At 60.0% G+C, this 16,485-nt stretch carries 17 protein-coding genes; 7 read left to right on the top strand and 10 right to left on the bottom strand.

What is annotated here, in order from left to right; all coding sequences use genetic code 11:
• Nucleotides 1–86 precede the first annotated feature (86 nt).
• The 3 genes from ACE04I_RS18215 to ACE04I_RS18205 all read left to right on the top strand — a co-directional run bounded on the left by ACE04I_RS18215 (nt 87) and on the right by ACE04I_RS18205 (nt 2,260).
• Nucleotides 87–788, top strand: coding sequence for a GntR family transcriptional regulator (locus ACE04I_RS18215; protein ID WP_046793414.1), 702 nt, complete (start codon nt 87–89; stop codon nt 786–788).
• Nucleotides 789–1,008: 220 nt separating this feature from the next.
• A complete protein-coding gene (locus tag ACE04I_RS18210) occupies nt 1,009–1,305 on the top strand; it encodes a hypothetical protein (RefSeq protein WP_046793413.1) in 297 nt (98 codons plus the stop codon).
• 223 nt (nt 1,306–1,528) lie between these two features.
• A complete protein-coding gene (locus tag ACE04I_RS18205) occupies nt 1,529–2,260 on the top strand; it encodes a carboxylesterase family protein (protein WP_046793412.1) in 732 nt (243 codons plus the stop codon).
• A 226-nt stretch (nt 2,261–2,486) separates the two neighbouring features.
• Here the strand turns inward: ACE04I_RS18205 and acpP are convergent, their stop codons facing one another.
• From acpP to ACE04I_RS18185, 4 genes are all read right to left on the bottom strand, one after another.
• Nucleotides 2,487–2,762, bottom strand: coding sequence for an acyl carrier protein (acpP, locus tag ACE04I_RS18200; protein ID WP_046793411.1), 276 nt, complete (start codon nt 2,760–2,762; stop codon nt 2,487–2,489).
• 120 nt (nt 2,763–2,882) lie between these two features.
• Nucleotides 2,883–3,626 (bottom strand): YoaK family protein, encoded by a 744-nt coding sequence (locus ACE04I_RS18195; RefSeq protein WP_487207425.1) that lies wholly within the window; start codon nt 3,624–3,626, stop codon nt 2,883–2,885.
• A gap of 167 nt (nt 3,627–3,793) precedes the next feature.
• Nucleotides 3,794–4,519: a histidine utilization transcriptional repressor HutC gene (gene hutC, locus ACE04I_RS18190; protein ID WP_046793409.1), complete on the bottom strand. Its 726-nt coding sequence runs from the start codon at nt 4,517–4,519 to the stop codon at nt 3,794–3,796.
• Nucleotides 4,516–5,859 carry a formimidoylglutamate deiminase gene (locus ACE04I_RS18185; RefSeq protein ID WP_487207424.1) on the bottom strand — a complete coding sequence of 448 codons (1,344 nt, stop codon included), beginning with the start codon at nt 5,857–5,859 and terminating at the stop codon, nt 4,516–4,518. The genes hutC and ACE04I_RS18185 overlap by 4 nt, the downstream gene beginning before the upstream one ends.
• A gap of 97 nt (nt 5,860–5,956) precedes the next feature.
• On the opposite strand from ACE04I_RS18185, the gene hutI reads away from it, so the two are divergent.
• The 4 genes from hutI to ACE04I_RS18165 are packed head-to-tail and all read left to right on the top strand — an operon-like array spanning nt 5,957 to nt 11,021.
• The gene (gene hutI, locus ACE04I_RS18180; RefSeq protein WP_487207423.1) at nt 5,957–7,219 is read left to right on the top strand and encodes an imidazolonepropionase; all 1,263 of its coding nucleotides are present in this window, start codon (nt 5,957–5,959) and stop codon (nt 7,217–7,219) included.
• Entirely contained in the window at nt 7,216–8,751 is a 1,536-nt protein-coding gene (gene hutH, locus ACE04I_RS18175) for a histidine ammonia-lyase (protein WP_046793406.1), read from the top strand. The genes hutI and hutH overlap by 4 nt, the downstream gene beginning before the upstream one ends.
• 1 nt (nt 8,752) lies before the next feature.
• Nucleotides 8,753–10,438, top strand: coding sequence for a urocanate hydratase (gene hutU / locus ACE04I_RS18170; RefSeq protein ID WP_046793405.1), 1,686 nt, complete (start codon nt 8,753–8,755; stop codon nt 10,436–10,438).
• A 4-nt stretch (nt 10,439–10,442) separates the two neighbouring features.
• Nucleotides 10,443–11,021: a HutD/Ves family protein gene (locus ACE04I_RS18165; protein ID WP_487207422.1), complete on the top strand. Its 579-nt coding sequence runs from the start codon at nt 10,443–10,445 to the stop codon at nt 11,019–11,021.
• A gap of 48 nt (nt 11,022–11,069) precedes the next feature.
• Here the strand turns inward: ACE04I_RS18165 and ACE04I_RS18160 are convergent, their stop codons facing one another.
• From ACE04I_RS18160 to ACE04I_RS18135, 6 genes are read right to left on the bottom strand one after another with little or no spacing between them, the layout of a single operon-like run.
• Complete coding sequence (locus tag ACE04I_RS18160) at nt 11,070–11,864, bottom strand: ABC transporter permease (RefSeq protein ID WP_046793403.1); 795 nt, start codon at nt 11,862–11,864, stop codon at nt 11,070–11,072.
• A 4-nt stretch (nt 11,865–11,868) separates the two neighbouring features.
• Nucleotides 11,869–12,750, bottom strand: a complete 882-nt coding sequence (locus ACE04I_RS18155; RefSeq protein ID WP_046793402.1) for an ABC transporter permease — start codon at nt 12,748–12,750, stop codon at nt 11,869–11,871.
• On the bottom strand, nt 12,747–13,865 hold the full coding sequence (locus ACE04I_RS18150; RefSeq protein ID WP_046793401.1) for an ABC transporter ATP-binding protein: 1,119 nt from the start codon (nt 13,863–13,865) through the stop codon (nt 12,747–12,749). The genes ACE04I_RS18155 and ACE04I_RS18150 overlap by 4 nt, the downstream gene beginning before the upstream one ends.
• A gap of 29 nt (nt 13,866–13,894) precedes the next feature.
• Nucleotides 13,895–14,932, bottom strand: a complete 1,038-nt coding sequence (locus ACE04I_RS18145) for an ABC transporter substrate-binding protein (protein ID WP_046793400.1) — start codon at nt 14,930–14,932, stop codon at nt 13,895–13,897.
• Between the two features lie 40 nt (nt 14,933–14,972).
• Nucleotides 14,973–15,644, bottom strand: coding sequence for an RraA family protein (locus ACE04I_RS18140; protein ID WP_046793399.1), 672 nt, complete (start codon nt 15,642–15,644; stop codon nt 14,973–14,975).
• A 14-nt stretch (nt 15,645–15,658) separates the two neighbouring features.
• Nucleotides 15,659–16,462 (bottom strand): carbon-nitrogen hydrolase family protein, encoded by an 804-nt coding sequence (locus tag ACE04I_RS18135; protein ID WP_082118267.1) that lies wholly within the window; start codon nt 16,460–16,462, stop codon nt 15,659–15,661.
• Nucleotides 16,463–16,485: the final 23 nt, after the last annotated feature.

Below are 16,485 nucleotides of genomic sequence, written 5' to 3'. Positions count from 1 at the left end.
ATCGTACATTATTTGTCAATCAGAATGTATAAAGTGAACTATTTCACTCTTTGCAACCGAGAAGAAAGTGCATTAAAAGCAAGCACATGAGCACGATCACCAACATTCGCGACGCGAGCTCCGAGGGCGATGATTCCATGGAGGACGGCGGTTCCTCCATCTACGAGCGGCTGCGCGACGACATCATCCACGGGCGGGTCAAGGCCAATGAACGGCTGAAAGTGGCTGATTTGGCAAGCCGCATGGGCACGTCCACCAACCCGGTCAGAGAGGCGCTGCAGCAGCTTCGCGGCGAAGGCTTCGTCATCATGACGCCGAACCGTGGCGCGCGGGTTCGGCCGATCGATGAGGAGTTCGTGCGCGATATCTGCGAGATCGAAGTTTTGATCGAGCCGGCGCTGACCCGCTGGTTCGTCGGGATCGTCACCAAGGAGGACATCGAGGAGCTGGAAAGCATTCAGGCGGAGATCGAAGGGCTCAATTTCGCGGATGAAATGAAGCACTCCAATCTGGATCTGCGGTTCCACAAACTGATGTACGACCGCCATTACAACCGGCATGCAGTGGATCTATGGATGCGGCATCGTCACATCCTGTGGGCGATCAGCCGCCGTTTTCCAACGTCGTTGAGCCGGCAGTCGAACGTGCTGGACGAACACCGCGAATTACTCGCCTGCATCAAGGCACAGGACGCGGATGGCGCTGCCCGCATGATCGGGCGTCATGTCGAGGGGTCAGGCCGCCACATCATAGAGCGAATGCGCCTGGCGCGGCTGACCGCTCCATAAGTCAAGTTTAAGAAATCCAACATCGAAGCTTGGCTCCCCGATGACGCAAGACCTTCTACTTGCCGGTTTGACGAGAGATCTCCCTGGAGGCGAGGTGCAGAACGAGCGCCGCCGGCAACGCGAAGCAAAAACGGAGGCGGCATAGGGCTGAAAATCGGGGTGTCACACTGGTGCGGCTCGCGGAGTATACCTATCTCCTGCAAAATCTCAGGAGACCGCTTTGTCAGAGTTCATCAGCTACCTTTTCGCCATCTTCGTTGTAACGCCGCTTCAGGCTGAGATTTCTGAACGTCTTCAGGGCGTCCCATCTGCGGAGATTGTTGCGGCTGGTAGGGCCTGCATAACGTCTGAAGGACCGAACTTGCTCCAGCGTGCGCAGGAGAACTGGGGATGGGCGGCGGCAAATGGCCTGGGTGTTGCGGCCGGTCTGGTCGATCCAGTTACACTGCTGCCGCAGAGCAACGAGAACTGCCGTCAGGTGGTGCAGGTTCTTACTGCCCGTGAGGCGGATGCCTAGGCAAAGCATTGAGCTTTCTCGAATCTCGGCCGATTGGAATTCAATGCCCCGCTAATCGGAATTTCAAGGTGGCAATCTGGAAGGAGGAATGCTTCCGAACGGCGGTTCGTTGTCGGCGCACCAGGCAGGACCGGACGCGGTGATCATGAACGGCGGGAAGCAATTGTCCGGAATCAGGCCATGTGCCAACTTATCCTCCGAACGTTTCAGAGGAGGTGGTGTAATGTTGCGTACGATTTTGCCTTTGGTTGCAATGGTTTCTCTTGGGTTGTTCAATCTTGGCGCTGCAAATGCCGGACAGGTCGCGCTCACATCGAGTGCGAGCGTCAAGAATGATCTCAAGTATCTTTTGTACACGCCGGATGGATACGAGGCGTCCACGGAATCTTATCCTCTCGTCATATGGCTCCACGGAGGGGATCAGGGTGGAAGTGATATTGAAAAAGTCAAATCGAGCGGCATTCCAAAGCTGATCGAAGACGGAAAGCAATTTCCATTTCTCGTCTTTTCTCCTCAAAACCCGAGCGAAGAGCTGCTTTATCCAATCGAGAAAGTGGACTCTGCTCTTGAGGAAGTAATTTCGAAATATCGCGTTGACCGTTCACGCATCTATGTCGTCGGTTTTAGCCGGGGGGGCTTCGGCGCCTGGGCCTTGGCTGAACAGTTTCCGGACAAATTCGCCGCTATCGTGCCGATCGCTGGCGGCGGCAATCGGCACTATCTGAATAGAACGAACGAGAAAGCTGCGTTCTGGGTGTTTCATGGCTCAGATGATGATGTAATCCCGTTATCGGATTCGGTTGTGCTTTATGAGCGACTTAAGACTCTGAAACGCAACGCTCGACTGACCGTGCTGGAAGGTGTCGATCATTCGGGCGTCGAGTGGGCGACCTTGAATGATGCTGAACTATGGGATTGGCTGCTGAAGCAGCGTCTTGAGGAGGCGCCTCAATAGCGTGAGGATTGCGCTTCCGCTGTAGCCATATAATTGTCCTCGACTTGTTTAAGACGCAATTGCATCCTATATTGCACTCATCGGCATTGCTGATGAGCGCTGAATGAAATCGCCGCTCGCAATTGCCGTCGTCGCTTCGACTTTTGACCACGGATGTACTGGCAGGAAAGATAGCGATGATGAGGAAGGTCGGTGCGGTTTCGCCCCGGCCTTTTTTGTTGCGAGGTTACGCAGGCTTTGCTGAGGCGCCTTGTTCCTTCACGACTGCTTTTACAAAATCGATCGCGTCAGCCACTGTAACCAGATTTTCCGCGACATCATTTTGAACGTCGATTCCGAACTCTTCCTCGATTAGAATAACGATCTGAGCGATCTCTAATGAATCAGCACCCAGGTCGTCGGTCAAACGCGCGCTATCGGTTATCTCATCGGAACTGACCCCGAGCTGTTCGGCGATGATGTTTCTGATCCGGCTAGCCGTCGTAGTGTCTGTATCCGCCATTGTGGCCCTCTCAGTTGAAGGAGCGCGCACCTATCTCTTGATCGGTGCTGATCAAGATTATTCCGAGTGATAGCGGCAATTATAAGTACCGGGCGTACCACCTCGAGAGAGCAGTCATCGTCAGCCCATCGTCGCGCGTGGTGACTTTTTCGCACCCGGCCGCTCTCGAGTAGGAGGCTTTCTTAGATAGCGCGCGCTTAGGGACAGAAGGATTGCGGCGAATACACAAAATGCCGAGCCGCGCAGGCTTTCGTAGCTGAGAACCCCGATAACCCCTCCCAAGGCGAAGAAGATTATCGTCGCGAGATGAAGCTTCAGGCGCCGAATCATATCTGCTTTTGCCGGATCGGCTTTGCTCCCCGATAACATAGCAAGTCCAACGCCGATGTCGGTAGCAATCCCGGAAACATGAGTGGTACGAACCCTGCTACCGGAAATCCTGGTTGAGGCGGCATTCTGAATGCCCATTGTCAGACTGAGTAGACCGACGACGAGAATGCCATTCGGTGGTTGCGCCTTAAGTACCAAGGCAAGTCCTACTGCCATCAACACGGCCGCCTCTGCCACCAACGTGAGCGCATAGATGTTGGTGAGCTTTCTACCTTTTCCGATCTCGATAAAAAGGGAAGCCAGGAAAGCTCCAAATATGAACATCGCTACAACAGTCAAAAACGCAAACGCGGCGTTAAGCTGCCATACGGACAACAGCTCGGAGGCAATGGAGACGTTCCCGGTCATATTCGCCGAGAAGTATCCGTAGACCATGTATCCTGCGCTATTCACTCCGCCGGCGACAAACGCCAGTATGGCAGCGAGCAGCAGGTCTACGGATGCCGTTCGCGTATCACCTTCGTGTACGAGCATTTTCGTTCAGTCACCACCAAGTCAAAGCCGCCTAAATGCATAGTGCATCGGGGCTGGAGACGCTGCAATGTATAAGTAGCGTAATTCTTAATCCCCAAGATTAAACCATGCCAATCCTGGGACGCCCGCCACAAGCATCTGCCTATCCGCGAGATGTAGTTCACGACCTAGTTCTCCCCACCGGGAGTAAAGCGAGCAATCAGCATGTGCCGGTCACCGGGATAGGTGAAGCGCACGAAGGTGACTGGACCGCTGCTGCTCCAGGTGCGTCGTTCGATGATAAGGCAGGCAGTATGGCGGGGGATCTCAAGCGCCGCAGCAGCATCTGCCCCGGCCGAAACGGATGAAATGCGATGTTCGGCGGCACTCCAGGGCACACGGCTGATCAGCCAGGCGCCGGGCGCCACCCTTGAGAAATCCTCGCCATCCGCTTCCGGCACGGCAGACAGATTGATGAGCCTCTGCTCAAGGCAGAACGGGCGGTCGCCGGCATTGTGGATGCAGGTCAGATCGAGCAAGGGCCTGCTTTCTGGCAGGTCCAGATGTATCCGGTCCGCCGGCCCTGCATTCCGCACCATCCGGCTTGCCAGCCTGAAGGAATAGGCAAGCCGAAGCGACCGCACCTCGGTCTCGATGTCATGAATCTCGAGCACGGCAGCTTGCGCCGCAGGCTGGGCGACAAAGCTGCCGGATTTCCTGCGGCGTTCGATAAGGCCGCTCCTGGCAAGCTGCGTCAGCACCTTGTTCGCCGTCATGCGAGAGCAGCCGTGTTGCGCGGCGAGATCCACCTCGAACGGCAGGCGATGGCCCGGGGGCCACTCCCCGGAGACGATCTTGCCTTCAAGATCGCTCAGGATTCGTTGATGAAGCGTCGCTTCCTTCGCCGTTGTCATAGCGAGAGAAGTTCCTTCATCGTGGCACGGAACCGCCGGCTGATCGCGTCGCGGCGGATATGCCGGCCGTTCTCCACCTGCTTGCGACCGAGCGCCCACACACAGTCGACCGCAACCCCACCCGCAAATATCCAGTGATCGAGGATCTGGGCCGGAGAGAGATAGGGAACTTCCCCGAGATCGAGCGATACGATGTCGGCAAAATTACCCTCCGCCAAACCGGCCGGCGCACCGAGAGCGAGACTGCCGCCAAGGAGCGCCTGTTCGAACAACAGCGCACCGGTCGAACCCTCCGGCCGAGCCATCACATTGCGCGCCCTTGAGGCCAGACGCTGCGAATATTCGAGCTGCCGCAGCTCGCCCGGCACCGAGATCAAGACATTTGAATCCGATCCGATGCCGAACCGCCCGCTTTCGCCGAGGAAAGCCGCGCCGTTGAATATCCCATCGCCCAGATTGGCCTCGGTGATCGGGCAAAGGCCGGCGATCGCGCCGCTTTTGGCCACCCCTCGTGTTTCCTGTTCGCTCATGTGCGTTGCATGGATCAGGCACCAGCGCTCGTTCACCGGCATGTTGGCCAGCAGCCATTCGACCGGCCTTGCGTCCGACCAGGCCAGGCAGTCTTCAACCTCCCTGACCTGTTCCGCCACATGGATATGAACCGGCCCATCAGTCATCCGCACGATGCTTGCGAGCTCCTCCGGCGTTACAGCTCGCAGGCTATGAGGAGCAACGCCAAGCCGCGCTCCGGGAAGAACTGCGGTGAGCTTTTCGCAAAGCTCCATGAGCGCCGCGAACGCCTCGGGCGAGTGAATGAAGCGCCGCTGCCCCTCGATCGGCTCTGCGCCGCCGAAACCCGAATGGGCGTAGAAGACCGGCAGCAAGGTGAGCGCAATGCCGGCTTCGGCACTTGCAGAAGCAATCCGCTCGGCCATTTCCGCAATATTGGCGTAGTGTCTGCCATCCTTGTCATGATGCAGGTAATGGAACTCGCCCACGCGGCTGAGACCGGCCTCCAGCATCTCCATGTATAGCTGGGTGGCCACCACCTCCATCTGATCCGGCGTCATGGAGAGCGCGAACTTGTACATCAGCGTCCGCCAGCTCCAGAAACTGTCCTCGCCGGGGCCGCGCTTCTCGGTGAGACCGGCCATTGCGCGCTGGAAGGCATGGCTATGGAGGTTCGGCATCGCGGGTAAGAGCAGCTCATGACGCTCGTCGGCCGCCTCCGCCTCGACATCGGCCTCCACACTGGAGAGGCGGGTCTCTTCGATCGTCAGCCGGACGTTTTTCCGCCAGCCTTCCGGCAAGAGCGCCCTATCTGCATGAAGCGTGACCATGCTTCTCTTTCCTTTGCCGTCGGAGCCGAAAATTCCGGCTTGTCACTTTGTCCATTATGTATATACATGTTGACACATAAAGAAAGGCGAAAAGCTGATGTATGGGGACGATTTTGTGAAAGCCGCATCCGGTACGGGAGGTTCCTCCCGCCTTTGGCGGAACGCGCGGATTGCGACACTTACGCCAAATTCCAAAGGCTTCGGCGTCATCGAAGCCGGAGCGATCGCGGTGAGCGATGGCAGGCTCGCCTATGTCGGAACCGAAGCCGATCTGCCTGGAGAATTCGCCGCTGATGCGGAGGCCATGGATTGTGGCGGCCGCTGGATCACCCCTGCCCTTGTCGACTGCCATACGCATCTCGTCTTCGGCGGTGACCGGGCAATGGAATTCGAAATGCGGCTCGCCGGCGCGACTTACGAGGAAATCGCCCGTGCCGGCGGCGGCATCATCTCCTCCGTCAAGGCAACCAACGCTCTTTCCGAAGACGAATTGGTGCAGCAGGCGCTTCCACGACTGGATACTCTGCTGGCTGAAGGCGTCTCCACCATTGAAATCAAATCAGGCTATGCGCTGAACATCGAGGGCGAGCTCAAGATGCTGCGCGCCGCCCGCAAGCTTGGCGAGATCAGGCCCGTCCGCGTGGTGGCGAGCTGGCTTGCCGCGCACGCCACGCCTCCGAAGTATAAAGGACGCAATGGCGACTACTTAACGGAAGTGGTATTGCCGGGACTTGAGGCGGCACATGCGGAAGGGCTTGTCGATGCCGTCGACGGCTTCTGCGAAGGGATCGCTTTTTCCCCTGCCGAAATCGCCCGCGTCTTCGATAAGGCCAAAGAGTTGAGCCTGCCCGTCAAACTGCATGCCGAGCAGCTCTCCGATCTCGGCGGAGCAAAGCTTGCGGCCTCCTATGGCGCGCTTTCGGCCGATCATCTCGAATATCTCACAGCCGAGAATGCGAGGGCCATGGCTGCCGCTGGCACGGTCGCCGTGCTGCTGCCGGGGGCGTTTTATACGTTGAGAGAGAAGCAGGCGCCCCCGGTGAAGGCGTTAAGGGAGGCAGGTGTCCATATCGCGCTTGCCACCGACAGCAACCCCGGCACCTCCCCTCTGACTTCCCTTCTGCTGACGATGAACATGGGGGCGACGCTGTTCGGTCTCACCGTGGAAGAATGCCTAGCGGGTGTGACGCGCGAAGCGGCGCGAGCGCTCGGCCTGCTTTCCGAAACAGGCACGCTGGAAATCGGAAAATCGGCCGATTTCGCCATCTGGGATATCGAGCGGCCGGCGGAACTTGTCTATCGGCTCGGCTTCAACCCGCTCGCCGCGCGCGTCTTCAAGGGCGAAAGGATTTCCGCATGAGCTTTGTTCTTTCTCCCGGCGCCGTGAAACTCGCCACGCTTGCGGATATCTATTGGAACAGTGGTTCAGCTCGACTCGATCCGACCTTCGATGCGGCGATCGAAAAGGGTGCCGCGAGGATCGCCGAGATCGCTGCCGGTAACGAGCCGATCTACGGCATCAATACCGGCTTCGGCAAACTCGCCTCCATCAAGATCGATGCCGCGGACGTGGCCACGCTCCAGCGCAATCTCATCCTCTCCCATTGCTGCGGCGTGGGAGCGCCGCTTCCGGAAAACGTCGTGCGCCTCATCATGGCGCTGAAACTCATCTCGCTCGGCCGTGGCGCCTCCGGCGTGCGGCTGGAACTGGTGAGACTGATCGAGGCGATGCTGGAGCAAGGCGTCATTCCCATCATTCCGGAAAAGGGATCGGTCGGTGCTTCGGGCGACCTTGCACCGCTCGCGCACTTTGCAGCCGTGATGATGGGCCAAGGGGAGGCCAGCTTCTCAGGCGAGACGCTCTCCGGCGGCGAGGCTCTTCGGCGCGCCGGCTTGAAACCTGTCGTGCTCGCCGCCAAGGAGGGCCTGGCCCTCATCAACGGCACCCAGGTCTCGACTGCGCTGGCGCTCGCAGGCCTCTTCCGCGCACATCGCGCCGCCCAGGCCGCCCTCATCACCGGCGCCATGTCGACCGATGCGGCCATGGGCTCGTCCGCTCCGTTCCACCCGGACATCCATACGCTTCGCGGACATCGAGGGCAGATCGATACGGCGGCAGCTCTGCGTGCGCTGCTCGCCGGCTCCGTCATCCGAGAAAGCCATCTGCAGGGCGATGAGCGGGTGCAGGACCCCTATTGCATCCGTTGCCAGCCGCAGGTGGACGGCGCCTGTCTCGACCTCCTGCGCTCCGTCGGCCGCACGCTGGAGATCGAAGCCAATGCGGTCACCGATAATCCGCTGGTGCTCTCGGACAATTCCGTCGTTTCGGGCGGCAATTTCCATGCAGAGCCGGTGGCCTTTGCCGCCGACCAGATCGCCCTTGCCGTCTGCGAAATCGGAGCAATCGCGCAGCGCCGCATCGCGCTTCTCGTCGATCCGGCTCTCTCCTACGGGCTTCCGCCATTTCTTGCAAAGAAGCCGGGGCTGAATTCCGGTATGATGATCGCCGAAGTCACATCCGCTGCCTTGATGAGCGAGAACAAGCAGATGTCGCATCCCGCTTCGGTGGATTCGACGCCCACTTCGGCCAACCAGGAAGACCACGTCTCCATGGCATGCCATGGCGCCCGGCGTCTGCTTGCGATGACGGAAAATCTTTTTGGCATTATCGGAATCGAGGCGCTGGCAGCGGCGCAGGGCGTCGATCTCCGCGCGCCGCTGACGACCAGCCCGCAACTCACCAGCGCCATTGCTGCCCTCAGGACGGAAATTCCCGCGTTGGAGGAGGACCGTTATATGGCAGGTGACCTCAAGACTGCCGCACGGCTGGTCGCCGATGGCATCCTGCATTCTGCCGTTTCGCCCGATATTCTTCCCGCGTTGGAGATCTGAAATGACCAATCCTCGCCACAACATCCGCGAAATCCGCGCTCCCCGCGGTCCCGAACTCAACGCTAAGAGCTGGACGACGGAAGCGCCACTCAGGATGCTGATGAACAATCTCGATCCGGACGTGGCGGAAAACCCGAACGAGCTTGTTGTCTATGGCGGGATCGGCCGCGCCGCGCGTACCTGGGAGGATTTCGACCGGATCGCCGCGACGCTGAAGACGCTTAGCGAGGACGAGACGCTGCTGGTGCAATCGGGCAAGCCGGTGGGTGTCTTCCGCACCCACAAGGATGCGCCGCGGGTGCTGATCGCCAATTCCAACCTGGTGCCGCATTGGGCGACGTGGGACCATTTCAACGAGCTGGATAGACGAGGTCTCGCCATGTACGGGCAGATGACCGCAGGTTCGTGGATTTATATAGGCACCCAGGGCATCGTGCAGGGCACCTATGAGACCTTCGTGGAGGCCGGCCGCCAGCACTACGGCGGCAATCTCAAGGGCAAGTGGATCCTGACCGGCGGGCTTGGGGGCATGGGCGGGGCCCAGCCGCTCGCGGCCGTCATGGCCGGCGCCTGCTGCCTTGCCGTCGAATGTGACGAAACCCGCATCGATTTCCGCCTGCGCACCCGTTATGTCGATGCCAAGGCGAAGACGCTGGACGAAGCACTCGCCATGATCGATCAATGGACCAAGGCGGGTGAAGCAAAATCCGTCGGCCTGCTCGGTAACGCCGCCGAAATTTTCCCGGAACTCGTCAAGCACATGAAGGCAGGCGGCCCGCGCCCCGACATCGTCACCGACCAGACCTCCGCTCATGATCCGCGCAACGGCTATCTGCCGATCGGCTGGACGATTGCAGAGGCCAAAGCCAAACGTGAGAGTGATCCGAAATCCGTCGAGGCGGCCGCGCGCGCGTCCATGAAAACCCATGTGGAGGCCATGGTCGCTTTCTGGGAAGCGGGCGTGCCGACGCTCGACTATGGCAACAACATCCGGCAGGTCGCCAAGGACGAAGGTCTTGAAAACGCCTTCGCCTTCCCCGGCTTCGTTCCGGCCTATATACGCCCGCTCTTCTGCCGCGGCATCGGCCCTTTCCGCTGGGCGGCGCTTTCCGGTGATCCGGAGGATATCTACCGGACCGACGCCAAGGTGAAGGAATTGCTGCCGGACAACACGCATCTGCATAACTGGCTGGACATGGCCAGAGAACGCATCTCCTTCCAAGGCCTGCCGGCACGCATCTGCTGGGTGGGGCTCGGCGATCGTCACCGCCTTGGCCTGGCCTTCAACGAAATGGTCCGCAACGGCGAGCTGAAAGCACCGATCGTCATCGGCCGTGACCATCTCGATTCCGGTTCCGTCGCCTCGCCGAACCGTGAAACGGAAGCAATGAAAGATGGTTCGGACGCCGTTTCCGACTGGCCGCTGCTGAACGCGCTTCTCAATACGGCATCAGGCGCGACCTGGGTTTCGCTGCATCATGGCGGCGGCGTCGGTATGGGGTATTCGCAGCATTCCGGCATGGTGATCTGCTGTGACGGCACCGAGGACGCCGATCGTCGCCTTGAGCGCGTATTGTGGAACGACCCGGCGACCGGCGTCATGCGCCATGCCGATGCCGGCTACGACATCGCTATAGAGTGCGCCAAGGAGCAGAGGCTGCGACTGCCCGGCATTCTCGGGAACTGAGATCGTGCGGGTTTTGCGCGCGACCGATTACACGCGCATGCCGTGGAAGAATGGCGGCGGCGAGACGGTGGAAATCGCCGTCTTCCCGTCGGGTGCCGGATTGGAGGAGTTCGACTGGCGCGTAAGCACCGCGACAGTCGCCGCCGATGGGCCTTTCTCCAGCTTTGCGGGCGTTGACCGGACGTTATCGATCCTTACCGGCGCAGGGCTCATCCTGTCGATCGACAACGGCGTTCCGGTCATACTCGATCGAAACTCCCCTCCCTGTTCCTTTCCGGCCGACAAACCGACATCCGCACGACTGCTTGATGGTACGATCACCGACCTCAACGTGATGACGAGGCGCGGGCACTACACCCATTATGTCCAGCGGATCGAAACCCCGTGCGTGCTTGTCCCGTCTCCTCACATCAGATTCGTACTGTGTAATCAGGGGAAACTGCAGGTCAGCATACCTGGCGGCGAACTGACGCTCGATGCCCTCGATTGCCTCATCCTTGCTCCCGATGAATGGGATCGAGTGGCACTATCCGGTCAAGTCGCGGCCTTTCTAGTCGAACTCCAGGCAATCCAGGTTGAATGATCATGAGCCGGCCGCAATGTCGCGGCCTATGGCAGCGATGACGGAGCCCTACTTCACGAAAGTCCGTGTCAGGCCCAGGGTCCGGTCGACGACAAGGACGATGGCAAGCGTCAGCAGGACGAGGAGCACCGAAACGCTGGCAACGAGAGGATCGGCCTGGCTCTCCACATGATGGAACAGGGCGACCGGCAGGGTCGTCAGTCGCGGACCGGCCAGAAACATGGTGATCACCACTTCGTCGAACGACACGAGAAAGGCAAGCACCGCGGTTGCGACAATGCCGGGCGCCATCATCGGCAGTGTCACGCGACGGACCACGGTCAGCGGCTTTGCGCCGAGCGACGAGGCCGCCTCCTCGCATGCCAATTCGAGATTTCCGAGTGAGACGGCCAGAACCCGCAACGCATAAGGCAGCGTCACGACCAGGTGGCCTATGACGAGGCCCGTGAAGGTTCCGAGCAATCCGGTGGACGCGAAGATGATCAGGATAGCCAGACCCAGGACGATCGTCGGCAGCAGCAGGGGCGCGGTGAAGAGGTTATACCAGATCTGCGATCCGGCGACCTTGAGGCGAACAATGGCATAGGCCGCGGGAATGCCGATCGCCAGCGACAATACCGTCACGACCAGCGCCAGCCCGAGACTGGTGGTGAAAGCGGACATCATTTGGCTGTTGTTCGCGAGCGCCGCATACCAGCGGAAAGACCAGCTTTCCGGCGGAAAGGACAGGATTTGCTCGCCGCTGAAGGAAATTGGAAAGACCAGAAGAACGGGCGCCAGCAGAAAGAGGAAAAGTACGGCGACCACGATCTTCATCGGCAGGGATGTCTGATGGTTTTCCATGGTCCTATCCTTGCTCCAGAAGCCGCATCGCGCGGGAATAGAGAACCAGCGCCGCGCCGAAAATTACAAGAACGAGCACGGAAAGCGTCGCGGCCAGCGGCCAGTTCAGCGTCACGATCGCCTGGTCATAGATTTCCGTTGCGAGCAGGAAGACACGTCCCCCTCCCATCAGCTTCGGCGTGATGAAGGAAGACACCGCCAGAACGAAACAAAGCAGGCAGCCGAGCGCGATGCCGGGCGCGGTCAAGGGCAGCACGACGCGGCGGAAAACCGCGAAGGGCCTCGCCCCAAGCGTGCTCGCTGCCTCCTCCACCCTCGGATCGAGCCGGCCGAAACCGGCCATCAATGCGAGGATCATATACGGCATGAGGATTTCCGTGAGGCCGATCACCACGCCGGTGGTGTTGAACATCAGGCGCGGCGCCGGAATTCCAAGCGCAGTCATGGCCTTCACCACCGGGCCAGTATCGGAAAGAAGGGCGATCCAGCCATAGGTGCGCACCACCGCAGACGTCAGAAGTGGTGAGATGACGAGCACCGTCAGAAAGCTCTTCCACGCGCCGGTGGCGCGATGCAGGTAAAGCGCGATCGGATAGCTCACCAGCAGCGTCAGCAGCGTGATGGTCAGGCTGACGACGAGCGAATTGACGATGAGATCTATATAGAAGCCGTCTCCCAGCAATCCCGACCAGTTGGCGGCGGTGAAGTTCTCGCCGATGCCCCCACCGGGAAGCGCTTCCCGAATCGAAAGACCGGCAAGATTGAGGATGGGCCAGATGAAGCCGACCGCGTTGACAAGCGCGATCGGAAGCAGGAGCGCAACGGCGACATTGCCGGTTCCGCGACGTTTCGCGGGTTCGAGAAAGGTTGCGGTGCCAGCCGTCATCGTTCCGCTCCGAAGGCGAACGTGTCTTCCACACGCCAGCTCAGCGTCGCCATGTCACCCACCCGGCGCTGCGAGGTGTCCCTGGCGGTCGCCTGCTCGACGATGATTTCTCCGCCGGCCGAATGGAAGTGGTACTGCACGAGATCGCCGATGAAGGTGATGCGGGCAAGCGATGCGGTCAGGCGGTTTTCGCCATCGGCTGCGTTTCCGACAGGCTGACCCTCATGCCACGCGATCGAGATGCGATGCGGCCGGATCATCAATTCGATCTCTCCATCCGCAACGTAGGAGGAGATCCTGACGAGCTCGGGACCGAGCCTGACCGCTCCCTTGCCTTCGCGTATCCCCTTGAGGCGGTTCGTGCGTCCGACGAAGGATGCCACGAAAGAGGTGGCGGGCTCCTCATAGATCTCATGGGGAGTGCCGACCTGCTCCACGGCGCCGCCGCGCATGACGACCACTCGGTCGCACATGCTGAGCGCCTCCACCTGGTCATGTGTGACGAAGACCGTGGTGATGCCGAGCTCCTGCTGGATATCGCGGATCTGGGTTCGCATCTCGTCGCGCAGCTTCGCGTCGAGATTGGAAAGCGGCTCGTCGAGCAGCAGGATCGACGGCTCGATCACCAGAGCCCGTGCGAGCGCCACGCGCTGCTGCTGACCGCCGGAAAGTTCGCGCGGCTTGCGCTCGGCCAGATGCCGAAGCTGGACCATGTCCAGCGCCTTCTCGACCCTCGCGGCGATCTCGGACCGTGCAAGCTTGCGCATTTCGAGCCCGAAGGCGACATTGCGAGCGACCGTCATATGCGGAAAGAGCGCATAACTTTGAAAGACCAACCCCATGTCGCGGGCATAGGGCGGCGCGAAGGTCACCTCCCTGCCCGCCACTGCGATACGGCCTCCGCTCGGCTGTATAAGGCCGGCGATCATACGGAGCGTCGTGGTCTTTCCGCAGCCGGAGGGGCCCAGGAGAGCGATGAGCTCTCCCTTGCGAACCCCGAGGTCCAGTTTCGAAACGGCCGTGAAATTCCCATAGCTCTTGCAGACGCCCTCCAGCGAAAGATGGGCATCGGTCGATGCCAGCTTGCCGTCCCGGGCTATGTTCTGATGCATCATAAGCGCCTCCAATCTTGGCTGACCGCGGATCAGCGGCTGAGCGGGATGACTTGTCGGCGCCATTTCTCCGTTATGGAGTCGCGGATTTTCGCGACCGCGAGCCAATCAATATCGATCATCTTGTCCATCTGGCCCGCCGCCGTCCGCTGCAGCGCTTCGCCAGAGACCTGCGCCTTGCTGTTGGTGGGGGCATAGAACATCTCGGCGGTGAAGGCGGCTTGCGCTTCCGGGCTCAGCGCATAATCGATGAACTTCTTCGCCGCATCGCCTGCCGGAGCATTCTTCACGAGGTTGATCGTGTTGATCTGGAAACCGCTGCCTTCCTCGGGCAGAACCACCGCCATCTTGCCGCCGGAGGTGCCGGAATAGATCTGCGCGCGTGCGTTCCAGCCGATGCCGATAGCCGCTTGGCCGTTCGCGATCGGCGTATACACGTCCGGCTTGGGCTCCCAGGTTTGCACACCGGGCGCGAGTTCACCGAGTTTCTCGATGCCCGCATCGACGTTCTCTTTGTAATCGCCGCCGCCGGCGAGCCTGTTGGCGATGATCGTCAGCGTCGTTCCCTGGATGTCGGGAACGGCCGGGATGACCAGCTTGCCCGCGTAATTCTGATCCCATAGCGCGTTCCAGGACGTCGGCGCCTTCTTGATCTGGTCGGTATTGTAGATCAGTACGAGATTGTCGAAGGTGACGGCTACGCCCGCGACACCTTCCGCGAATGCATTGGGGTAAAGATCCTTCACATTGGCGCTGACGCTCTCGTCGACCTTTTCGAAGAGCCCTTCGTCAGCTCCGGCCTTTGCCACCGAGATGTCGAGGATCGCGACGTCGATCTGTGGACTGTCCTTCTGGGCGCGAAGGGTTCCGAGCATCTGTGCGGAGTTCGGCAGGCCGTAGAACTCGACCTTGATGTCGGGATTTTTCTTCATGAAAGGCTCTACGACGGCCTTCGTGTAGTGATCCTGAAATATCCCGCTATAGGCTGTGATTGTGACCGTCTCGGCAGCCGCCCCAGTTGCGGCTCCGAGAGCAAGGATCGACACGGCGATTGAAAGTCTGGCTAACATCTTCTCGTTCCCTCTTTTTTGACGTTGAGAAAGACAGTTGTCAGGCGACGCGGCGGCTTTCGTCCTCCACGATTTTGGTTGCCCCGGAAATATCCGGCAGGAATTCTCCGTTGCGGAGCCGTTCCAGGAGCTTGATTTCGTTTTCCTGCATGCCGATCGCTTTTTCGGCAGCCGCCTTGGCGGAGGATGGCGCTAGAACAACGACGCCGCTTTCATCGGCAAGGATGGCATCTCCGGGCTTGATCACCTGGCCGCCCACCGTCACCGGCACATTGATGGCGCCTTCGAGCCCGAGGATCTTGGTCGTGATGGGCGAAGGACCGCGGCACCACATCGGCATCTCGACCTTCCGAATTTCGGAAAAATCGGTGGCCGGCCCATCGATTGCAGCGCCCGCAATGCCGGCAATCTTCATGGCATGGGTGACCACACCTCCCCAGCAGGCATGGCGATCGTCGCCACAGCGCTCGACGACGACGAAGTCGCCGGGCCTGACGATCTTCGTCAGGTAATGGAGAATGGTGGAATCCGCGTGCGGAAGGCGAACGGTGACCGCCGTCCCGGCGACACGCTTTTCCGGAAGCACGGCGCGCAGTTCGCGGTCCATGAAGCCGGAGTGCAGAAAATGGCCGATGGTGGCGACTTCCACTTTTTCGAGCAACCCGATCAGATGAGGATCGAGTTGGGCAGGCATGGGATTGACTTCGAACATCCGTATCGCCTCCATCACAGAACGTGGTGCTGCGCGACCGGTACGTCGCCGCGAACTTTTTCCACATAATCGAGATCGAGCCGGGCGCTCGTCGTCCCGACACCGTCCGAGCACTGGGCCACGATATGCCCCCAGGGGTCGATCACCATCGAATGCCCCCAGCACCACTTCTTCCCATCGGAATGGGAGAGCGCCTGACCGACCGCAAGGAAATAGGTCTGCGTCTCGATCGCGCGTGCCCGGGCCAGCACCTCCCAGTGATCCTTGCCCGTCATCAGCGTGAAGGCTGCGGGAAGCACGATCACCTCCGCTCCCTCGTCGCGAAGTGCGCGGAACAGCTCGGGAAAGCGTATGTCATAGCAGATCGCGCAGCCGACGGTCTTGCCGGCCACTTTGTACGTCACGACATCCTGTCCGCGGCTGATCGTGTCGGACTCGCGGTAGACTGTGCCGCCGGGCGTGTCGACATCGAACAGGTGGATCTTCCGGTACTTCGCCAGTTCCTGGCCTTCCGGCCCGAAGACGACGGTCGTGTTGAAATGATTGTTGCCATCCTTTTCCACGACGCTGCCGGCATGGATCGTGACCTTATGCCTGGCCGCCAGTTCGGACATGGCACGATAGGCTTCGCCGTCAGGAAAATTCTCCCCGGCTGCATAGATGTTTTCCTTACCTTCACCGAGGAAGGCGTAATATTCGGGCAGGACGACAAGATCCGGACTGTCCCGGGCAATACAGTTTTCGATCAAGTCGATGGCATCACGGATATTCTTCGCCTTATCGGCCTGCGAATTCATTTGTACCAGGCTTACTTTCACCTTCGCACCTCCAGTTGGACGAA

The organism is Rhizobium moroccans (genome assembly GCF_057559155.1).
Note: the sequence above shows the minus strand (reverse complement) of the source record. Positions and strands in the feature narration are given on the sequence as shown.